Source organism: Streptomyces sp. NPDC002809 (assembly GCF_040295435.1).
In the GTDB taxonomy this organism is placed as follows: Bacteria; Actinomycetota; Actinomycetes; order Streptomycetales; family Streptomycetaceae; genus Streptomyces.
On the sequence record NZ_JBEOVJ010000015.1, the window covers coordinates 55,363 to 73,998 of the forward strand.

Here is an 18,636-nt window from a genome sequence, read left to right on the forward strand (position 1 = left end):
AATTGAGGGAACGATGAGACCTGTCTCGAAGACCTGGATCAAGGGCTCCGCTGCCGTCGCGGCCTCCGCCGCGCTGGTCATGCCGCTGGCCGCGACGCCCGCCGGAGCCGCCACGGCCGCGGCCCAGCTCAACGGCGCCTGGGCGCCGTTCGACCGCTGCCCGGTGGACGACCCCGCCATGCTCGCGACGGACGGCGAAACCGACATCCCGCTGTGCGTGACCTCCGCCTCGCCCAACGGGTCGATCAAGCTGGGCAGCACCACGGCGACGACCGGTTCCACGAACCTGCAGTTCGGGGTCATCCAGCACCCGGCGCAGGGCACGTACACGGTCGTTCCGCCACCGGCCGGATCGATCATCAGTGGCGAGACCACGATCCCCGGTGGGCTGCTCGGCATCATGTGCCCGAGCAACGTTCCTGTCGTCTCGGCCGTGTGCGGGCAGATCACCAACGCGACCTTGAACAAGGTGACCGCCACCGTGGAGTCGGCCGGCACGCCGTCGGACTTCAGCCTGGTCGCCGGGATGTCGTCCGGGCCCATCGTGAAGCTGCCGATCAGGATCCGCCTGGACAACCCGCTCCTCGGATCCAAGTGCTACCTCGGCACCAACAGCAATCCGATCTTCCTGAACCCCGGGAACCTCAGCGCGCCGAGCCTGGGCGTCACCAGGTTCGACGGTGACGGAACGGCGAACCAGGAAGAGGGGTCGATGATCAAGTTCGGCCTTAAGGGCGCCGCCCAGGGCGACAGCACGTTCGCCGTGCCGAAGGCCAGTGGCTGCGGCCTGGCCGGGACGCTCAGCTGGGCGATCGACCTCAAGGTCGGCCTGCCGGCCGCGTCCGGGACGAACAACCTCGTCCTCAACAACGCCGAGACCTCCACGGCCGGCCTCGCGGCCCCCGGCATCGTGGTGCCCAACGCCGGCAAGCTGTTCGCCGAGAACTGGCACTCCGCGGTGAAGTAGTACCGGCGGGCCGAGACGGGTGTCCGTGGATCCGTTCGGCTTCTCCTTGTGACACTGCCCGTCCCCTCCGGGAGACCGACCGGAGGGGACGGGCTTCGTCGTGCTTCGGCACGCTGCGTCGTGACGCAAGGGCGGCAGACGGTTCCGGAATCCGGCTCCCGCACATTCTCATATCCGTATGAGACATGTGTCGAATACGCGCTCCGGAACACCGCGAGCACGGTGGTTGGCCCGGCGCCGGCTATATCGACATACCTCCTTTCATGAATGCTGATTCGGAGGTGATCCGGGAAGTCCCGTCGCCGCCTCGATCTCCGTAAATGCTCACTTCTCGATAGCCGTGTGAGGGTGTCTGCTCACCGGCGTACAAAAATGGCCCCGCCGTTCATACTTGCGCAAAAAGTTAGGGAACCGCTATTGCGGAGGCAGGTTACCGAGCCGTAGCGTCCCGGGTGGGCAGCGCGGGAATGCGTCCGCGACTGTTCGTTCGACGCATGTGGAGTCCAGGTCGTGCGCCCCCTGACCCGGATTCCGCAACGGGAATGCCTCAGCCCCGAACCCTCTGTCCAGGGCCGGCGCTCCCGCTGTCGGGGTCCCACTGCACCGGCTCCCACGGACCGTTGGACCCCACCCCGCACGCCGGAGATCTTGCGCAGGTTCCGACAAAGTCCGTGAGCGGCTTTGTCACTTGGTGACAAGTGATCCACATCGAGCACATGGTTCGCCGATTTCCGCTGTTCAACGGCTTGTCCTGGCGGTTTCGGCGGACATAACGTGCGCCTCCTGGTGCATGTGTGACGAGCCGCCATTGGATTTCTCAGAGCCGGAGCGCTGACAGATGACTTCGTTCACCGATACGTCGAGGGAGGGCCGATGGGAATCGAAGTAGTCGTTGAAGGCCTCACGAAATCCTTCGGTAAGCAGAACATCTGGCAGGACGTCAGCCTCACCCTGCCTGCCGGTGAAGTGAGTGTGATGCTCGGTCCCTCCGGCACCGGAAAGACCGTCTTCCTGAAGTCCATCATCGGGCTGCTCAAGCCCGAACAGGGACGCGTGCTCATCAACGGCGTCGACATGGTGAACAGCCCGGAGCGGCAGATCATGGAGACCCGGAAACTCTTCGGGCTCATGTTCCAGGACGGTGCGCTCTTCGGATCGATGTCCCTCTTCGACAACATCGCCTTTCCTCTGCGTGAGCACACCCGCAAGAAGGAGTCGGAAATCCGCCGGATCGTCATGGAGCGGATCGACATCGTCGGTCTTCTCGGTGCCGAGGACAAACTGCCCGGCGAGATATCCGGCGGCATGCGCAAGCGGGCCGGTCTGGCCCGCGCACTCGTCCTGGACCCGCAGATCATTCTCTGCGACGAGCCGGACTCCGGACTCGACCCGGTCCGCACCGCGTTCATCTCGCAGCTGCTGATCGACCTCAACGCGCAGATCGACGCGACGATGCTGATCGTCACGCACAACCTCGACATCGCCTCCACCGTCCCGGACAACATGGGGATGCTGTTCTGCCGCAACCTCGTCACCTTCGGGCCGCGCGAGGTGCTGCTCACCAGCGATCTGCCCGTCGTCTCCCAGTTCCTCGCCGGGCGCCGCGAAGGGCCCATCGGGATGTCCGAGGAGAAGGACGCAGCCACCCTCGCCGCCGAGGAACGGGACGGCTACGGACGGGGCATCAGCTCGGCCAACGCCCCGCGCACCGTCGTCCCGCAGCTGGAGCCCTCGCCGGGCCTGCCGGTACGACAGGGCGCCGTGCGCCGCCGGGAGCGGGTCATGTCGATGATGGGGCAGCTGCCCGAGGCCGCCCGTACCGCCATCCTGAACAGCTACAGCCCTGCCGCGGGCGGTGGGCGCCCGTGACGGCCCCCATGCCGGTGCGGCCCCCCGAGCCGCCGGCGGACCGGGTGCCGGCCAAGGCCCCCGAGCAGAGACGCCCGACCCGGTTGTTCGCCCCGCTGCGCGAGACCGGGAGGCTGTTCACCCTGGCCGGGACCGTGTGCCGCGAGACCTTTCGCCGGCCGTTCCAGGTGCGGGAGTTCATCGAGCAGTTCTGGTTCGTCGCCAGCGTCACGATCCTGCCCGCCGCTCTCGTCTCCATCCCGTTCGGCGCGGTCATCGCCCTCCAGGTCGGCTCCCTCACCCAGCAGCTCGGCGCCCAGTCGTTCACCGGCGGCGCCAGTGTCCTCGCGGTCATCCAGCAGGCCAGCCCGATCATCGTGGCGCTGCTGGTGTCCGGGGCCGCCGGATCGGCCATCTGCGCCGACCTCGGCTCACGAAAGATCCGCGAGGAACTCGACGCGATGGAGGTCATGGGCGTCTCGCCCGTGCAGCGCCTGGTCGTCCCCCGGGTGCTGGCCACCATGCTCGTCGCAGTCCTGCTCAACGGCCTCGTCTCCGTCGTCGGCACGCTCGGCGGCTACTTCTTCAACGTGATCATGCAGCACGGCACCCCCGGGGCCTACCTGTCGAGCTTCTCGGCACTCGCCCAGCTGCCCGATCTGTACATCAGCGAGATAAAGGCCCTGATCTTCGGGTTCATCGCCGGCATCGTCGCCGCCTACCGCGGGCTCAACCCGCGCGGCGGGCCCAAGGGGGTCGGGGACGCGGTCAACCAGTCCGTCGTCATCACCTTCATGCTGCTGTTCTTCGTGAACATGATCCTCACGGCGATCTATCTCCAGATCGTCCCCGCGAAGGGGAGCTGACCGATGTCGATGCTCAGCTGGCTCGATCGATCCGGTGACCAACTCACCTTCTACGTGAGGGCCCTGGTCTGGATCCCCAGAACCCTGCGCCGCTACCTCAAGGAGGTGCAGCGGCTCCTCGCCGAAGTCGCCTTCGGCAGCGGTGGCCTCGGCGTCGTCGGCGGCACCATCGGCGTGATGATCGCGATGACGCTCGCCACCGGCACCGTCGTCGGCCTCCAGGGGTACGCGGCCCTCAACCAGATCGGCACCGCCGCCTTCACCGGGTTCATCTCCGCCTACTTCAACACTCGTGAGATCGCCCCCCTCGTGGCCGGGCTCGCGCTCTCCGCGACCGTCGGCGCGGGTTTCACCGCCCAGCTCGGCGCCATGCGGATCAACGAGGAGATCGACGGCCTGGAGGCCATGGGCGTGCGCTCCATGCCCTACCTCGTCACCACGCGCATCATCGCCGGCGTCGTCGCGATCATCCCGCTGTACGCGATCGGGCTGCTCTCCTCGTACCTCGCCTCCCGCTACGTCACCGTCCTGTTCAACGGCCAGTCCGCGGGCACGTACGACCACTACTTCAATCTCTTCCTCTCCCCGCAGGACGTCCTGCTGTCGGTGCTCAAAGTGCTGATCTTCAGCGTGATGGTGATCCTCGCGCACTGCTACTACGGCTTCCACGCCTCCGGCGGACCCGCCGGAGTGGGCGTGGCGGTCGGCCGGTCGGTGCGCAACGCGATCGTGCTGATCAGCGTCACCGACTTCTTCCTCTCGCTCGCCATCTGGGGCGCCACGACGACCGTGAAGGTGGCCGGCTGATGAGTAACCGGACCACGGATTCGGCCCGCCGCCGGCTCGCCGGAGTCGCCTTCCTGCTGGTGCCCGCCCTGCTCATCTGGGTGTCGGTCGCGGTGTACGAGAAGGAGTTCACGGACGACGCCACCGTCACCGTCCGGACCGGCAGTGTCGGCAACGAGATGCACGACAACGCCGACGTGAAGCTGCGCGGCGTCGTCATCGGACAGGTCCGCGACATCGCGGCCGACGGCGAGGGCGCCCGCCTCACCCTCGCGATCCAGCCCGGCAAACTCGACCGGATCCCGGCCGACGTCACGGCCCAGATGCTGCCCACCACGCTGTTCGGCGAACGCTTCGTGGCGCTCGTACCGCCCGCTGTACCCTCCGCGCAGACCCTGCGGGCCGGGGCCGTCATCCCGCAGGACCGCTCCAGTAACGCCATCGAGCTGGAGGAGGTCCTCGACAACGTCCTGCCCCTGCTGACCGCCGTACAGCCGGAGAAGCTCTCCGCCACCCTCAACGCGGTCTCCCAGGCACTCCAGGGACGCGGCGAGAAGCTGGGCGACACCCTCGTCACGCTCGACGCGCACCTCCAGAAGTTCAACCCCCAGCTCCCCACGCTCAACGCCGACATCAAGGAACTCGTCAAGGTGACCAGGGTGTACGGGGACGCCGCCCCCGACATCCTGGACGCGCTCACGGACTTCACCACCACCAGCGGCACCATCGCCGAGCAGCAGGCGGAACTCGCCGATCTCTACGGCTCCACGACGGCCACCGCGCAGGACGTCACCTCGTTCCTGCGGGAGAACAAGGACAACCTGATCCGGCTCTCCGCCACGAGCAGGCCCACGCTGGAGCTTCTGGCGAAGTACTCCGACGAATTCCCCTGCACCCTGCGGACCGTGGCCGGATTCGTCCCGGCGATGGACAAGGCGCTCGGCAAGGGAACGGACCGGCCCGGCCTGCATGTCACCGTCAAGTCCGTGAGATCCAAGGGAAAGTACGTACCCGGCAAGGACACTCCGGTCTACGACGCCACCGGCGGACCGCACTGCTACTCCGTGCCGTACGTCGGGACGGCCGAGCCGACCGCCGCCGGGCGGGCCGCCGGCTCGCCCGCTCCCGGTGACCGGGCGGACGCCACGGAGCAGACCGCCACCGCGCCCACGGCCCAGGACACCGCACTCGGCATGCCCAACTCCCCGCAGGAGAGCCGGCTCGTCAACGAGCTGGTCGCTCCCTCACTGAAAGTCCAGCCGCAGACCCTGCCCGACTGGAGCAGCGTGCTCATCGGTCCGGCCTTCCGCGGTGCGGAGGTGAAGCTCAAGTGAAGCGCCGCTCCCTCGCGGGACCGCTCGCGAAATCGATCGTCTTCATCGTGGTGACCGTGCTCGCCACCACCGTCCTGGGGCTGTCGATCGCCAATACCGGGGTCGGCGACACCACCACGTACAAGGCCAGGTTCACCGACGCCACCGGCCTGATCGTCGGCGACAGCGTCCGGATCGCCGGGGTCAAGGTCGGGCAGGTCGAGTCCATAGAGGTCGCCGACAAGCGGCTTGCCGAGGTCGGCTTCGCCGTCCGCAAGGGGCGCAGCCTCCCCGCCTCGGTGACCGCCTCGATCAAGTACCTCAACATGGTCGGCCAGCGCTACGTCGACCTCGACCAGGGCGCGGGACCGGTCGGCCGGAGCTTCGCCGCCGGAGCGACCATTCCGCTCTCCCGCACCACGCCGGCGCTCGACCTGACCCAGCTCTTCAACGGCTTCCAGCCGCTCTTCGAAGGACTGTCGCCGCCCGACGTCAACCAGCTCGCCGGCTCCATCGTCCAGGTGCTCCAGGGCGAGGGCGGCACCGTCGACAGCATCCTCCAGCACGTCGGCTCCCTGACCAGCACGGTCGCGGCCAAGGACAAGGTGATCGGTGAGGTGATCAAGAACCTCAACACAGTGCTGAAGACCGTGAACGACCGGGAAGCCGGCTTCGACGACCTGGTCGACACGCTCCAGGAACTCGTCACGGGCTTCTCCGGCGACCGTAAACCGCTCGGAGAGGCGGTCACCGCGATGGGCGCCCTCACCACGGTCACCGCCGACCTGCTCCAGGACGGCCGCAAGCCGCTCAAGGAGGACATCAAGCAGCTCGGGCGGCTGTCGGACCAGTTGGACAAGGGCTCCCCGCAGATCGAGAACATGCTGAAGAAGACGCCGGCCAAGATGGAGGCGATCAGCCGCCTCGCCTCGTACGGCTCCTGGCTCAACCTCTACCTCTGCGAAGCCAAGGTCAGCGGCGTGACGACCGAGGACGGCAGCGCCCCGCCCACCGGCATCACGATCACCCAGCCGAGGTGCCTGGCATGAGAATCAGACCCCTGCGGGATCGCAGTCCCGTCGCCGTCGGCATCGTCGGACTCCTCGTCCTGGCCCTTCTCGGCTTCGGCGCCTACCGCGCCGATTCGCTGCCCTTCATCGGCGGCGGCACCACCTACACCGCCGACTTCACCGAGTCCGCCGGCCTCGGCGAGGGCGACGAGGTGCGGATCGCCGGCGTCAAGGTCGGCGAGGTCACCGGCGTTTCTCTCGACGGCGCGAAGGTCAAGGTCAGTTTCCGGGTCAAGGACGCCTGGATCGGCAACTCCTCCACGGTCGGCATCGCCATCAAGACCCTCCTCGGCGAGAAGTACCTCGCCGTCGACCCGCTCGGCACCGGGCCCCAGGACCCGGACGCCCGCATCACCGCAAGCCGCACCACCTCCCCGTACGACGTCACCCAGGCGTTCAACGGCCTCGGAGAGACCATCGGGGAGATCGACACCCAGCAGCTCGCCAAGAGCTTCGAGACGATCTCCGCCACCTTCAAGGACTCGCCCCCCGACGTGAAGAGCGCCGCCGACGGGCTCTCCGCACTCTCCAGAACGGTCTCCGAACGGGACGCCCAACTGGCCACGCTCCTCAAGGGCAGCAAGCAGCTGACCAAGACCCTCGCCAACAAGAAGAGCAGCTTCGAGACCCTGCTGAAGGACGGCAACCTGCTCCTCGGCGAGATCCAGGCCCGTCGCGACTCCATCCATCTGCTGCTCACCGGCACCCGGGACCTGGGCACCCAGCTCACCGGTCTCGTCGCGGACAACAACAAGCAGCTGAAGCCGACGCTCGACTCGCTCGGCCGGGTCACCGCCGTCCTGGTGAAGAACCGCAAGAGCCTCGACAAGGTGCTGTCGCTGGCAGGGTCGTACAACCGGCTCGTGGGCAACACGCTCGGCAGCGGCCGCTGGTTCGACAACTACGTCTGCGGGGTCGTCCCCAAGGACTACCTGCCCGCAGGCACACCTCCGGCGACCGGATGCATGCCACCCAAGCAGCAAGGCGGCCGCTGACATGAGACTCACGCGCATCGTCGGCATCGGCGCCGGACTCGCCGTCGTGGCCGTTGCGGCCACCACCGGGGTGATGGCCATGGACGAGGAGGGAACGACGACCGTCACCGCCTACTTCGACCAGGCCACCGGGGTGTACGCCGGATCGGACCTGCGGATCCTCGGAGTGAAGGTCGGACGGGTCGAATCGGTGCAGCCGCAGGGCAAGGAGGTCAAGGTCAGGCTCCGCGTCGACAAGGGTGTCAAGGTGCCCAAGGGCGCGCACGCCGTCGTCGTCGCCCCCAGCCTGGTCGCCGACCGGTACGTCCAGCTCGCCCCCGCGTACGACGGGGGGCCGGTGCTGGCGGACGAGGCCGAACTGCCGGCCATGAACAACGCCACCCCGGTCGAGGTCGATCAGCTCTACGCGTCCATCACGGAGCTCTCCACCGCACTGGGCCCCGACGGGGCCAACGCCGATGGCGCCCTGGCGAAACTCCTGGACACCGGCGCGAAGAACCTCGACGGCAACGGAAAGGCCATCGGCGACTCCATCGAACAGTTCGGCAAGGCGACGAAGACGCTCGACAAGAGCAGCGGCAACCTCTTCGACACCCTCTCCTACCTGCAGACGTTCACCACCATGCTGAAGGACAACGACGGCAACGTCCGCGCCGCCGAACAACAGCTCAACTCCGTCACCGGATTCCTCGCCGACGACAAGAAGAACCTCAGCGCCGCCCTGAAGGAGCTGGGCACGGCTCTCGGCCAGGTCAAGACCTTCATCAAGGAGAACCGCGGCGCCCTGAAGGCGAACGTGGACGCACTGGTGCCGATCACCCAGACCCTGGTGGACCAGCGCGCCTCGCTCGCCGAAGCCATGGACACGCTGCCGCTCGCCGCGACCAACGTGATCAACGCGTACGACCCGGCGAACCGCACCCTCAACGGCCGCACCAACCTCAACGAACTCTCCATGGGCGGACCGCTCACCGAAGCGTCCGCCGCACTGTCCGGCCTCTCACCCGTGGACGCGGCCCGGCAGAAGGCACTGCCCGCGCTGCCGCTGCCCGCGGTGGGCACCGTCTACGGGACCCCCGAGAAGTCCGCCACGCAGAAGAAGGGGGCGAAGCGATGAGCCGCGCGCTGCGCCGGCCCGGCGCCCGTACGACCGGCGTAGCCGCCGTGCTCGCCGTGGGCGTCGGTCTGGCCCTGATCGCCACCACGGTCGACCTGCCGACGTTCACCGGCATCGACCAGATACCCCTGCCGGGCGGCGCGGACCTCGGCGACCATCCGTACGAGATCACCGCCGAGTTCGCGGACGTGCTCAGCCTCGCCCCGCAGTCCTCGGTGAAGGTCAACGACGTGGCCGTCGGCCGGGTCACCAAGATCTCCCTGGCCTCGGGCAGCTGGAACGCCAAGGTCACCATGCGGGTCAACGGGAGGATCAAGCTGCCCGCGAACGCGTACGCGCACCTGGAGCAGTCCAGCCTCCTCGGCGAGAAGTACATCCAGCTCTCCCCGCCGGCCGCCGGTACCGCCCGGGGGGCACTCGCCGACGGGGACCGCATCCCGCTGACGCGGACCAACCGGAACCCGGAGGTCGAGGAGGTGTTCGGCGCCCTGTCGATGCTCCTCAACGGCGGTGGCATCAACCAGCTCAAGACCATCACCACCGAGCTCAACAAGGCACTCGCCGGGCAGGAACCCCAGGTCCGCTCCATGCTCAAGCGGGTCAACACCCTCGTGACGAACCTGGACGGGCACAAGGGGGACATCACCGACGCCCTCGACGGGGTCAACCGCCTCTCCGCCACCCTCGCCACCCGCAAGCAGGACGTCGGCACGGTCCTCACCGGGCTCAGCCCCGGCATGAAGGTCCTGGAGAAGCAGCGCGGATCGCTCATGACCATGCTCCGCTCGCTCGACACGCTGTCCACCGTCGCCGTCGACACGGTCAACAGGAGCAAGGCCGACATGATCGCCGACCTCAAGGCACTCGCCCCCACCCTCCAGGCCCTCGCCGACTCCGGCCAGGACCTGCCCGACTCCCTTCAGGTGCTGCTCACCTATCCGTTCACGGACGAGGTACTGCGCGGGGTGAAGGGCGACTACCTCAACGTCTACCTGGATGTGACGGCCATGCCCGGCACACAGATCATTCCGCCGCTCGACCCGGCCGGCACCGCACCCGCGGCTCCATCGGGCAGCACCGCCCTGAAGTCCGGCTCGGCCCTGCCGCTGCCCCTTCCCTCGGTCACATCGAGCACCAAGGGGAGCAGCTGATGATCACCACGGCCATCCGGCTCAAGAACATCGCCTTCCTGATCATCGCGGTCCTCGTCCTCGGCTACCTGGGCGTCCGCTACGCCGACCTCGGTCACTACATCGGCATGCGCAGCTACTACACCGTCAAGGTCCAGCTCCCGCGAACCGGTGGACTGTTCACCCACTCCAACGTCACCTACCGGGGCGTTTCGGTCGGCCGGGTCGGACCGATCGAGCTCACCGACGACGGGGTGGAGGCCGAACTGCGCATCGAGAAGGACGCCCCGCCCATCCCGGACGGGCTGAAGGCCGTCGTCGCCAACCTCTCGTCGGTCGGCGAGCAGTACGTCGATCTGCGGCCCACCCGTACCGAGGGCCCGTACCTGGCGAACGGCTCGGTCATCGACCAGGCCGACACGACCGTTCCGGCGCCCGTCACCGACGTCCTCACGAGCGTCGACGACCTCGCCGGCTCCGTCGACCTCGAATCGCTGCGCACAGTCGTCGACGAGTTCGGCACCGCTTTCGAGGGACGCGGCGACGACCTCCAGGTGCTGCTGGACACCGGAAGCGACTTCGTCCAGGCAGCCGATGACGCACTGCCCGTCAACACCCGGCTGATGGTCGACGGCGAGACCGTACTGCGCACCCAGGCCGAACAGGGCGAAGCCCTCAAGGGCTTCGCCTCCGGCGCCAAGGAACTGGCCGCCGAGCTCAAGGGATCCGACACCGACCTGCGCAAGCTGATCGCGGCCGCCCCCGACGCGACCAGTCAGATCAGCGGACTGCTGCGGGACCTCGACCCGAGCTTCGGTGTCGTCGTGGCCAACCTCCTCACCACCTCGGACATCGCCGTCACCCGGCAGCGCGGGCTGGAGGAACTGCTCGTGAAGCTCCCCGCCGTCGTGGCGGCGGGTTCCAGCGCGGTCGACGAGAACGGCGCCCGGTTCGGCATGTCGGTCACCTTCTTCGAGCCGCTGCCCTGCACCTCGGGCTACGGCGCCACGACCTACCGCAACGGCCTCGATGTCACGGCCGGTCCCGCACTCAACACCAAGGCCCGCTGCGCCTCGTCACCCGGAACCGGCATCAACGTCCGCGGCAGCGCGAACGCCCCGAAGGGCGGGGCGCTGCCCGCACCGGCGAAGCCGGGATCCATGCTCCTGTCGGACGCCGCGGAGAAGCGCCTTCCCGGCGCACTCGGAGTCCCCGCCGACACGGCCCCTGCCTCCGACGGCATGGCCGGTCTGCTGGGTCTCGGGCAGGGAGGCGGATCATGACCGCCCGTACGAGGACCCTGAGCGGCTGGGCCGTCCTGCTTGCCGCCGTACTGATCTGCGCACTCGGCGGCTGGTCGTACGCACAGGCGCGCGGTGACGACGACCTGGCGTACGCCAAGAGCCGGGACACCGCACTTGCCGACGGGAAGCGGTACCTCGCCCTGCTCAACAGCCTGGACGGCAAGGACGCCACAAGCGTGGACACCGGACTCGGGGCCTGGCTCGACTCCTCGACCGGTCCGCTCCACGAACAGCTGAAGCGCACCCGGAGCAAGGACGCGAGTGACCTGACGAAGTCCGGCTCCACGGCGCGCGGAAAGGTCACCGACGCGGCGCTGACAGCCCTCGACCAACGGACCGGCACCGCCGAGATGATCGCGACCGTCGACGTCGAGGTCACCCCGCGCACCGGCAAGGGCGGCACCGAACGCAAGCGCTTCGAGGCCACCCTCGCCCGGACCGCGGGCGGCTGGAAGGTCAAGGCGCTCACGGCGATCGCGGTGGGGAGCGGCACATGAAGCGACAGGGAGGGGCGGCGGTCGTGACCACCGGCACGGATGTGGAAGACGTCGAGGGCCTCGACGCCGCGGCGGCACAGGCGTCGGGGGACGAGCCCGCGGAGGGCATTTCGGCGGACGGTGAGCGGGGTGCCGGCGAGGACGAGGCTGCGGACGGCATTCCGGCGGACGGTGAGCCGGGTACCGGCAAGGACGAGCCGGATCCCGGTGCGGGCCGTCGGACGCTGCGCGTCGTGGCCGGGGTAATGATCGCCGCGTTGCTCGTCGCCGGCGGCGGACTCTTCGCCGCGGGGCGTCAGTTGCGCGACACCCCCGCCACCTCGAACAGGGCGCTGACCGACAGCGAGGCCACCACCCGCGTCGCGGGAGACGTCACCAACGCACTCGGCAAGGTCTTCTCCTACAGTCCGGAGGCCACCGGCGTCACCAAGGAGTCCGCGAAGCAGCTCCTCGCCGGCAAGGCACTCCAGCAGTACGCGGCACTGTTCGGCCAGGTGGAGAAGCAGGCCGCCGACCAGAAGCTCACCCTCACCACTCATGTCGTCCGTGCCGGAGTGACCCGGCTGACCCACGACAGCGCCCATCTGCTCGTCTTCCTGGACCAGGTCTACGAGCGCAAGGGCAAGGCCGCCAGCAGAGCGGCCGCGCAGCTCTCCGTCACCGCCCAACTGCGGGACGACCGCTGGACGATCGTCGAGATCACCTCCCGATAGCGGCCCGGTACAGGCGCGGGTACGGAGTAGCGCACCACAGCACGGAAGAACCACACAGCACGGCACAGACCGGCCGGCAGGGAGAGGCAGCGATGGCACGGGTACGGATGACGAGGAATCCGCTGGTGGCGGCGGCGATCGTGCTGACGGTCGCGGCGGCAGGTGCCGCGGGCTGGGGCGGGGTGTCCTGGTACCAGGCGGAGCACGACAACTCGGCGGCGTACGCCCAGGCCCGCGACGATGTGCTGGCCGCCGGGGAGCAGGCCGTCCAGAACATGAACACGCTCGATCACGAGCAACTGGCCAAGGGGCTCGACAGCTGGGAGGACTCCACCACCGGGGACCTGCACCAGCAACTCGTCGACGGACGTGACGGGTTCGTGAAGCAGATCCAGGTAGCGAAGACCGTCAGTACGGCCAAGGTGCTGTCCGGTGCGGTCACCGAGCTCGACGACCGGGCCGGCAAGGCGGGAGTGATGGTGGCGCTGAGGGTGACCGTGACCGCGCCCAAGGGCAAGCCCGCGGTGAAGGAGAGCCGGATGCTGGGGCAGCTCACCCGCACCTCCGAGGGGTGGAAACTCAGCGCCCTCGGTCAGGCGCCCGTCGGGAACACCGCCGGCTGAGAGGCCGCCCGACGGCCCTGACACCACCGACTCCACCCCGCACCGAGAGGACCCCGGACATGTCGACGACCCGTCACCTCGTCAACCGGCAGCGCCGCCTGGCCACCGTCGCCGCCGAACGCACCGCCGCGCCCGCCCCCGTACGCAAGCCCGCGGAGCCCGAGACCGTCACGGGCGAATCAGGCGCGGGCGAATCCGTCGCGGAGGAGTCCGCCGCGGACGAATCCGTGGCCGACGAGGCGGAAGCGCAGGAGGAGCCGGAGGCGAAGGAACCACGCCCCGGCCGGCCACCCCGTCTCCGGATCCGGCTGCCCGCCGTGCTGTGCGCCGCGACCGTCCTCCTCGGCGCCTTCGCCGCCTGGGCGTTCACCTCGGCCGCAAGCCTGGACGACGACCCGAGCCGGCAGAACACCGCACTCACCGACATCAGCCGCACCAGCGAGGTGAAGGGGCAGATCACCGAGGCCGTCGGCGCGGTGTTCTCGTACAACTACGCCTCGCCCGCCAAGGCCGATGCCGCGGTGAAGAAGTTCCTGACGGGCAAGGCGGTCCAGCAGCACGAGGACATGCTCGCCGAGGTGCGTGCGCAGGCGCCCAAGCAGAAGCTCGTCCTCACCACCACCGTCACCGAGAGCGGCGTGGAGGTGCTCGACGGCGACCGGGCCCGGCTGATCATCTTCGCCGATCAGAGCAACACCCGTACTGGCAAGGCGGAGGAGACCACATACGCGGCGGCGATGTTCGCCGTGGACGCTGTTCGCCGGGGCGGAACCTGGCGGATATCCGCCATCGACACGTTCACCCGGTGACCCGGGGAGAGGAGAGCACGCATGAGGTTCAACGGCACCATGCGCCGCGGCATCGGCGGCACCGCAGCAGCCGTCGCCGCGATGGCGGCGCTCACCGCGTCCCAGGCACCGGGACTCGTCGCGCACGAGGAGACACCGAAGCAGAAGACGGAGGCGGAGGCGGAGGGGGTCAAGTGGTCGGAGGTACCCAACGACGACTCCTACCACACCGAACTCCCGCCCCTGAAGAGCCCCGAGCCGCCGAAGCCCGGCGCCAAGCGGAGCAAGACAGCCGTCCAGTCGTGGGCCGAGGCGGGAATTCCGTCCACGGTGCTCGCCGCCTACCGCAAGGCGGAGAGCGCGCTGGGGCGCAGTGACCCGGGCTGCCGGCTGCCGTGGCAGTTACTGGCCGCGATCGGCAAGGTCGAGTCCGGACACGCGGGCGGCGGCCGGGTCGACGCCCACGGCACGACGCTCTCCCCGATCCTGGGGCCGGTGCTCAACGGTGCCGGGTTCGCGAACATCCCCGACACCGACGGCGGCAAATACGACGGGGACAGGACCTACGACCGGGCGGTCGGCCCCATGCAGTTCATCCCCTCGACCTGGGCGCACTGGGCGAGGGACGGCAACGGCGACGGCCGCAGCGACCCGAGCAACATCTACGACGCGTCCCTGGCCGCCGGGGCCTACCTCTGCGCCGGCACACGCGATCTGACGGTGCGCGCCGACCTCGACCGGGCGATCCTGAGCTACAACCACTCGGACACGTATCTGCGTACCGTGCTCTCCTGGCTGGAGTTCTACCGCCACGGCATCCATGCGGTGCCCGACGGCAAGGGCCCGGTTCCCAAGAGCCCGGGTGCCGGCAGTCCGAACGAGCCCAAGCACCCAGTGGGCGGGCCGGGCACGGGGGGCGGCGGCATCGAGGTCGGCCCGCAGCCCAGTCCTTCCACGCGTCCGACGACACCGGGCACCCAGGGCCCGGGCGCGAGCCCCTCACCGGGCGGCACGGATTCCCCGGACCCCGGCGGCTCCACGGATCCGGGCACCACCCCCGACCCCACCGACACCGGCTCCGCCGGCCCGGACCCCACGACGACCCCTGACCCGACCACCACCCCCGACCCGACCACCACGCCGCCCGGTCCGGGGGGCTCGGGCTGCCCGACGGACCCCGCCTCGCCGGACCCGACGGACACCGCCTCGCCGGAGCCGACGGACACCACGGGGACCGGGGAGACGCCGTCGCCCGACCCGACGGACACCGGGGAGCCCTGCGCCACTGATTCGGCGCCGCCGGCCACCGCCTGACCCGGGCGGAACGGTCAGCTGCCCGCCCGCAGCACCTCGGCCAGGTCGTACCGCACCACTTCCTCCAGCTGCGCGTAGGTGCAGCCGTCGGGGGTGCGGTCCGGCCGCCACCTGCGGAACTGGGTGGTGTGCCGGAACCTGTCCCCCTCCATGTGGTCGTACGCCACCTCGCAGACCCGCTCCGGTCGCACCGGCACCCAGGACATGTCCTTCTTCCCCGACCAGCGGCTCGGCGCGCCGGGCATCCGGGCACTCCCGTGGGCCTCGGCGTCCGCCCAGGCCCCCCACGGATGCCCGGCGACATCGGTCACCAGGGGTTCGAGCTCGGCGACCAGCTCAGCGCGGCGCTTCATCGGGAAGGCGGCGCAGACGCCGACGTGCTGAAGGGCGCCCCGCTCGTCGTACAGGCCGAGCAGCAGTGAGCCGACGACCGGGCCGCTCTTGTGGAAGCGGTAGCCCGCCACCACGCAGTCGGCGGTGCGCTCGTGCTTGATCTTGTACATCGCGCGGGTGTCCGGCCGGTACGGCAGATCGAGCGGTTTGGCGACGACCCCGTCGAGGCCCGCACCCTCGTACCGTTCGAACCACTCCTGGGCCACGGCCGCATCGGTGGTCGAAGGCGCGAGATGGACCGGGGGCGAGGCATCGGCGAGCGCGGCCTCCAGCACCGTGCGCCGGTCCGACTGCCGCGTGTCCAGGAGCGAGTCGTCGCCCAGCGCGAGGAGGTCGAACGCCACGAGACTCGCCGGAGTCTGCTCGGCCAGCAGCCGCACCCTGGAGTCGGCGGGGTGGATGCGCTCACTGAGGCGGTCGAAGTCCAGCCGGCCGTCGTACGCGATCACGATCTCGCCGTCGACGACACAGCGCGGCGGAAGATTCTCCCGGACCGCGGTGACCAGTTCCGGGAAGTAGCGGGTGAGAGGCTTGCCGGTGCGGCTGCCGATCACCACCTCGTCGCCGTCCCGGTGCACGATCGCCCGGAAGCCGTCCCACTTCGCCTCGTACTGCATCCCGGGCGGGATCCGTTTCACGGACTTCGCGAGCATCGGCTTCACGGGCGGCATCACCGGCAGATCCATGCTCCGATTGTGGACCGCAAGGCGATCGGAGTCCTCCGATATGCGGCATATGTGCGCCCCGCCTACCGTGGCCGACATGGCAGCAGCGGGCAGAGCGGTGGAGCTGGAAGCGGCGGGACGGGCCGTACGGCTGTCCAATCCGGACAAGATCTACTTCCCGGAGAAGGGCTACACCAAGAGGGACGTGGCCGAGTACTTCCTGGCCGTGGGTCCCGGGATCATCCGTGCCCTGCGCAACCGGCCCACCACCCTCCAGCGGTTCGTGGACGGCGTCGAGGGTGAGTTCTTCTACCAGAAGCGGGCGCCTAAGAACCTCCCCGAATGGATCCCCACTGCCGAGATCGCCTTCCCGAGCGGCCGTTCCGCCAGCGAGATCTGCCCCACCGAGGTGGCCGCCGTCATCTGGGCGGCCAACCTCGGAACCCTCACCTTTCACCCGTGGCCCGTACGCGGCGGGGACACCGATCATCCCGACGAGCTGCGCATCGACCTCGACCCGCAGCCCGGAACCGACTACGCCGACGCGGTCCGGGCGGCCGTCGAGCTGCGCTCCGTACTGGACGAGTACGGGCTGCGCGGCTGGCCCAAGACCTCCGGCGGCCGCGGCATCCACGTCTTCGTCCCCATCGAGGCGCGCTGGACGTTCACCGAGGTCCGGCGAGCGGCCATCGCGGTGGGGCGCGAGCTGGAGAGCCGGATGCCCGATCGGGTGACCACCGCCTGGTGGAAGGAGGAGCGCGGCGAGCGCATCTTCGTCGACTACAACCAGACCGCCCGCGACCGGACGATCGCCTCCGCCTACTCCGTACGGCCCCGTCCGCACGCCCCGGTGTCGGCGCCGCTGCGCTGGGAGGAGATCGAGGACGCCGAACCCCGCGACTTCGACATCCGGACGATGCCGGTGCGGTACGCGGAACAGGGCGATGTGCACGCGGACATGGACCAGGAGGCCTTCCGGCTCGACGCGCTGCTGGAACTCGCCGACCGGCACGAGAGCGACGGCGGCCCCGGTGACATGCCCTACCCGCCGGAGTACCCGAAGATGCCGGGCGAGCCGAAGCGGGTGCAGCCCAGCCGCGCCCGCCATGACGAGGACGGCGACGCATGAGCACATCCGGTCAGGAGCCCGAGGCGCATCACGGGGAGGCTCACGGGGCACACCACGAGGACGCCCACGGGGCGCACGGCAGGCCGCCGACCCGGGGCGAGAAGTGGGCGGCGTACAAGAAGTCGCCCTACTTCCCGGCGACGGTCCTGGTGTTCATCCTCGCGGCTGCTGCCGGGCTCTTCGCCGGGTCCTACACGTACGCCATGGCGAACCCGACGCCGCACCGGATTCCGACCGCCGTGGTCAGCCAGCCGGACACGACCCGCGGCAGGGAGTTCGTGGCCGCGATGGACAAGGCCCTGGACGCCTCCCTCGTCATCCATGTCTTCGCGACCCCCGCAGCGGCGCGCGAGGCCCTGGAGGACCAGAAGGTCTTCGCGATCGTGCGGTCCGGCAGCCGAGGCGTGGCTCTCGACGTGGCGAGTGCCTCCGGGGCGGCCGTCGCCCAGGTGCTCACGGAGTCCGCGGTGAGGGTGGGGGACACCCTCGGCGTGCCGGTCGCCGTCAGGGACGTCAAGCCGCTCCACAAGGGCGATCCCCGTGGACTGGCGCTCTTCTACATCTCGCTCGCCGCGGTCATCATCGGTTTCGTCGGCTCCATCCAGCTGAACGTGAACGCCAAGGGCCTGACCCCGCTGGAACGGATCGCGTTCACGGTCGCCTACGCGCTGCTCGGCGGATTCTGCATCGCCGCAGTGGTGGACTGGCTGCTGGGCGCCGTCGATCTGCCGTTCTTCGAGTCCTGGATGATCCTGGCGCTCACGATGTTCACCTCGGGCATGGTCTTCCTCATGTTCAACAGCTTGTTCGGGCGATGGGGGATGATCCCGACCTGGGGACTGATGGTGCTCCTGGGAAACCCGTCCTCCGGCGGAGCGGTGTCCTGGCCGCTGCTGCCCTCGGTGCTCGGGCACATCGGACGCTGGCTGCCGCCCGGAGCCTCCGTCAGCGCCCAGCACACCGCCGTGTACTACCAGGGGCATCAGCGGCTCTTCCCGTTCCTGGTGCTCGCGTGCTGGGCCCTGGTCTCCGGCACCGTCTTCTGGGTGCGGAGCCACCGGCAGGCGGAAGGCAGCGGCCACATGCCTCAGCACGCGGCCGCTGCCACCTGATCCCGA

18 protein-coding genes are annotated in these 18,636 nt (G+C 69.2%); 17 read left to right on the forward strand and 1 reads right to left on the reverse strand.

What is annotated here, in order from left to right; genetic code table 11:
* Positions 1–13 precede the first annotated feature (13 nt).
* The 15 genes from ABT025_RS12530 to ABT025_RS12600 all read left to right on the forward strand — a co-directional run bounded on the left by ABT025_RS12530 (position 14) and on the right by ABT025_RS12600 (position 15,331).
* Positions 14–967: a hypothetical protein gene (locus ABT025_RS12530; protein WP_350992916.1), complete on the forward strand. Its 954-nt coding sequence runs from the start codon at positions 14–16 to the stop codon at positions 965–967.
* Between the two features lie 873 nt (positions 968–1,840).
* Positions 1,841–2,836: an ABC transporter ATP-binding protein gene (locus ABT025_RS12535; RefSeq protein ID WP_350992918.1), complete on the forward strand. Its 996-nt coding sequence runs from the start codon at positions 1,841–1,843 to the stop codon at positions 2,834–2,836.
* Positions 2,833–3,681 (forward strand): MlaE family ABC transporter permease, encoded by an 849-nt coding sequence (locus ABT025_RS12540; RefSeq protein ID WP_350992920.1) that lies wholly within the window; start codon positions 2,833–2,835, stop codon positions 3,679–3,681. Before ABT025_RS12535 ends, ABT025_RS12540 begins: the two co-directional genes overlap by 4 nt.
* Positions 3,682–3,684: 3 nt before the next feature.
* Positions 3,685–4,488: an MlaE family ABC transporter permease gene (locus tag ABT025_RS12545; RefSeq protein WP_350992922.1), complete on the forward strand. Its 804-nt coding sequence runs from the start codon at positions 3,685–3,687 to the stop codon at positions 4,486–4,488.
* On the forward strand, positions 4,488–5,801 hold the full coding sequence (locus ABT025_RS12550) for an MCE family protein (RefSeq protein WP_350992924.1): 1,314 nt from the start codon (positions 4,488–4,490) through the stop codon (positions 5,799–5,801). The genes ABT025_RS12545 and ABT025_RS12550 overlap by 1 nt, the downstream gene beginning before the upstream one ends.
* The gene (locus ABT025_RS12555) at positions 5,798–6,829 is read left to right on the forward strand and encodes an MCE family protein (RefSeq protein ID WP_350992926.1); all 1,032 of its coding nucleotides are present in this window, start codon (positions 5,798–5,800) and stop codon (positions 6,827–6,829) included. The genes ABT025_RS12550 and ABT025_RS12555 overlap by 4 nt, the downstream gene beginning before the upstream one ends.
* On the forward strand, positions 6,826–7,845 hold the full coding sequence (locus tag ABT025_RS12560) for an MCE family protein (protein WP_350992928.1): 1,020 nt from the start codon (positions 6,826–6,828) through the stop codon (positions 7,843–7,845). The genes ABT025_RS12555 and ABT025_RS12560 overlap by 4 nt, the downstream gene beginning before the upstream one ends.
* 1 nt (position 7,846) lies before the next feature.
* Entirely contained in the window at positions 7,847–8,962 is a 1,116-nt protein-coding gene (locus ABT025_RS12565) for an MCE family protein (protein WP_350992930.1), read from the forward strand.
* Positions 8,959–10,113, forward strand: a complete 1,155-nt coding sequence (locus ABT025_RS12570; protein WP_350992932.1) for an MCE family protein — start codon at positions 8,959–8,961, stop codon at positions 10,111–10,113. The genes ABT025_RS12565 and ABT025_RS12570 overlap by 4 nt, the downstream gene beginning before the upstream one ends.
* On the forward strand, positions 10,113–11,375 hold the full coding sequence (locus tag ABT025_RS12575; RefSeq protein WP_350992934.1) for an MCE family protein: 1,263 nt from the start codon (positions 10,113–10,115) through the stop codon (positions 11,373–11,375). The genes ABT025_RS12570 and ABT025_RS12575 overlap by 1 nt, the downstream gene beginning before the upstream one ends.
* Entirely contained in the window at positions 11,372–11,893 is a 522-nt protein-coding gene (locus ABT025_RS12580; protein ID WP_350992936.1) for a hypothetical protein, read from the forward strand. Before ABT025_RS12575 ends, ABT025_RS12580 begins: the two co-directional genes overlap by 4 nt.
* Positions 11,890–12,606, forward strand: coding sequence for a hypothetical protein (locus ABT025_RS12585; protein ID WP_350992938.1), 717 nt, complete (start codon positions 11,890–11,892; stop codon positions 12,604–12,606). Before ABT025_RS12580 ends, ABT025_RS12585 begins: the two co-directional genes overlap by 4 nt.
* 92 nt (positions 12,607–12,698) lie before the next feature.
* Positions 12,699–13,229: an Rv1363c family protein gene (locus ABT025_RS12590; RefSeq protein ID WP_502971932.1), complete on the forward strand. Its 531-nt coding sequence runs from the start codon at positions 12,699–12,701 to the stop codon at positions 13,227–13,229.
* A gap of 59 nt (positions 13,230–13,288) precedes the next feature.
* A complete protein-coding gene (locus tag ABT025_RS12595; RefSeq protein WP_350992940.1) occupies positions 13,289–14,038 on the forward strand; it encodes a hypothetical protein in 750 nt (249 codons plus the stop codon).
* Positions 14,039–14,059: 21 nt separating this feature from the next.
* Entirely contained in the window at positions 14,060–15,331 is a 1,272-nt protein-coding gene (locus tag ABT025_RS12600) for a lytic transglycosylase domain-containing protein (RefSeq protein WP_350992942.1), read from the forward strand.
* Between the two features lie 14 nt (positions 15,332–15,345).
* On the opposite strand, the gene ABT025_RS12605 is transcribed toward ABT025_RS12600, so the two are convergent.
* Complete coding sequence (locus ABT025_RS12605; RefSeq protein WP_350992944.1) at positions 15,346–16,410, reverse strand: ATP-dependent DNA ligase; 1,065 nt, start codon at positions 16,408–16,410, stop codon at positions 15,346–15,348.
* A gap of 97 nt (positions 16,411–16,507) precedes the next feature.
* Between ABT025_RS12605 and ligD the strand changes: the two genes are divergently transcribed.
* The gene (ligD, locus tag ABT025_RS12610) at positions 16,508–17,518 is read left to right on the forward strand and encodes a non-homologous end-joining DNA ligase (protein ID WP_350993043.1); all 1,011 of its coding nucleotides are present in this window, start codon (positions 16,508–16,510) and stop codon (positions 17,516–17,518) included.
* Positions 17,515–18,630 (forward strand): ABC-2 transporter permease, encoded by a 1,116-nt coding sequence (locus tag ABT025_RS12615; protein ID WP_350992946.1) that lies wholly within the window; start codon positions 17,515–17,517, stop codon positions 18,628–18,630. The genes ligD and ABT025_RS12615 overlap by 4 nt, the downstream gene beginning before the upstream one ends.
* Positions 18,631–18,636: the final 6 nt, after the last annotated feature.

What these genes read in the sequence shown, in the direction of transcription:
- ABT025_RS12550 (WP_350992924.1), top strand. Translation starts at nt 4,488, where the DNA reads ATGAGTAACCGGACCACGGATTCGGCCCGCCGCCGGCTCGCCGGAGTC.
- ABT025_RS12545 (WP_350992922.1), top strand. Translation starts at nt 3,685, where the DNA reads ATGTCGATGCTCAGCTGGCTCGATCGATCCGGTGACCAACTCACCTTC.
- ABT025_RS12590 (WP_502971932.1), top strand. Translation starts at nt 12,699, where the DNA reads ATGGCACGGGTACGGATGACGAGGAATCCGCTGGTGGCGGCGGCGATC.
- ABT025_RS12615 (WP_350992946.1), top strand. Translation starts at nt 17,515, where the DNA reads ATGAGCACATCCGGTCAGGAGCCCGAGGCGCATCACGGGGAGGCTCAC.
- ABT025_RS12605 (WP_350992944.1), bottom strand. Translation starts at nt 16,410, where the DNA reads ATGGATCTGCCGGTGATGCCGCCCGTGAAGCCGATGCTCGCGAAGTCC.
- ABT025_RS12580 (WP_350992936.1), top strand. Translation starts at nt 11,372, where the DNA reads ATGACCGCCCGTACGAGGACCCTGAGCGGCTGGGCCGTCCTGCTTGCC.
- ABT025_RS12565 (WP_350992930.1), top strand. Translation starts at nt 7,847, where the DNA reads ATGAGACTCACGCGCATCGTCGGCATCGGCGCCGGACTCGCCGTCGTG.
- ABT025_RS12530 (WP_350992916.1), top strand. Translation starts at nt 14, where the DNA reads ATGAGACCTGTCTCGAAGACCTGGATCAAGGGCTCCGCTGCCGTCGCG.
- ABT025_RS12575 (WP_350992934.1), top strand. Translation starts at nt 10,113, where the DNA reads ATGATCACCACGGCCATCCGGCTCAAGAACATCGCCTTCCTGATCATC.
- ABT025_RS12560 (WP_350992928.1), top strand. Translation starts at nt 6,826, where the DNA reads ATGAGAATCAGACCCCTGCGGGATCGCAGTCCCGTCGCCGTCGGCATC.
- ABT025_RS12585 (WP_350992938.1), top strand. Translation starts at nt 11,890, where the DNA reads ATGAAGCGACAGGGAGGGGCGGCGGTCGTGACCACCGGCACGGATGTG.
- ABT025_RS12600 (WP_350992942.1), top strand. Translation starts at nt 14,060, where the DNA reads ATGAGGTTCAACGGCACCATGCGCCGCGGCATCGGCGGCACCGCAGCA.
- ABT025_RS12570 (WP_350992932.1), top strand. Translation starts at nt 8,959, where the DNA reads ATGAGCCGCGCGCTGCGCCGGCCCGGCGCCCGTACGACCGGCGTAGCC.
- ABT025_RS12535 (WP_350992918.1), top strand. Translation starts at nt 1,841, where the DNA reads ATGGGAATCGAAGTAGTCGTTGAAGGCCTCACGAAATCCTTCGGTAAG.
- ABT025_RS12595 (WP_350992940.1), top strand. Translation starts at nt 13,289, where the DNA reads ATGTCGACGACCCGTCACCTCGTCAACCGGCAGCGCCGCCTGGCCACC.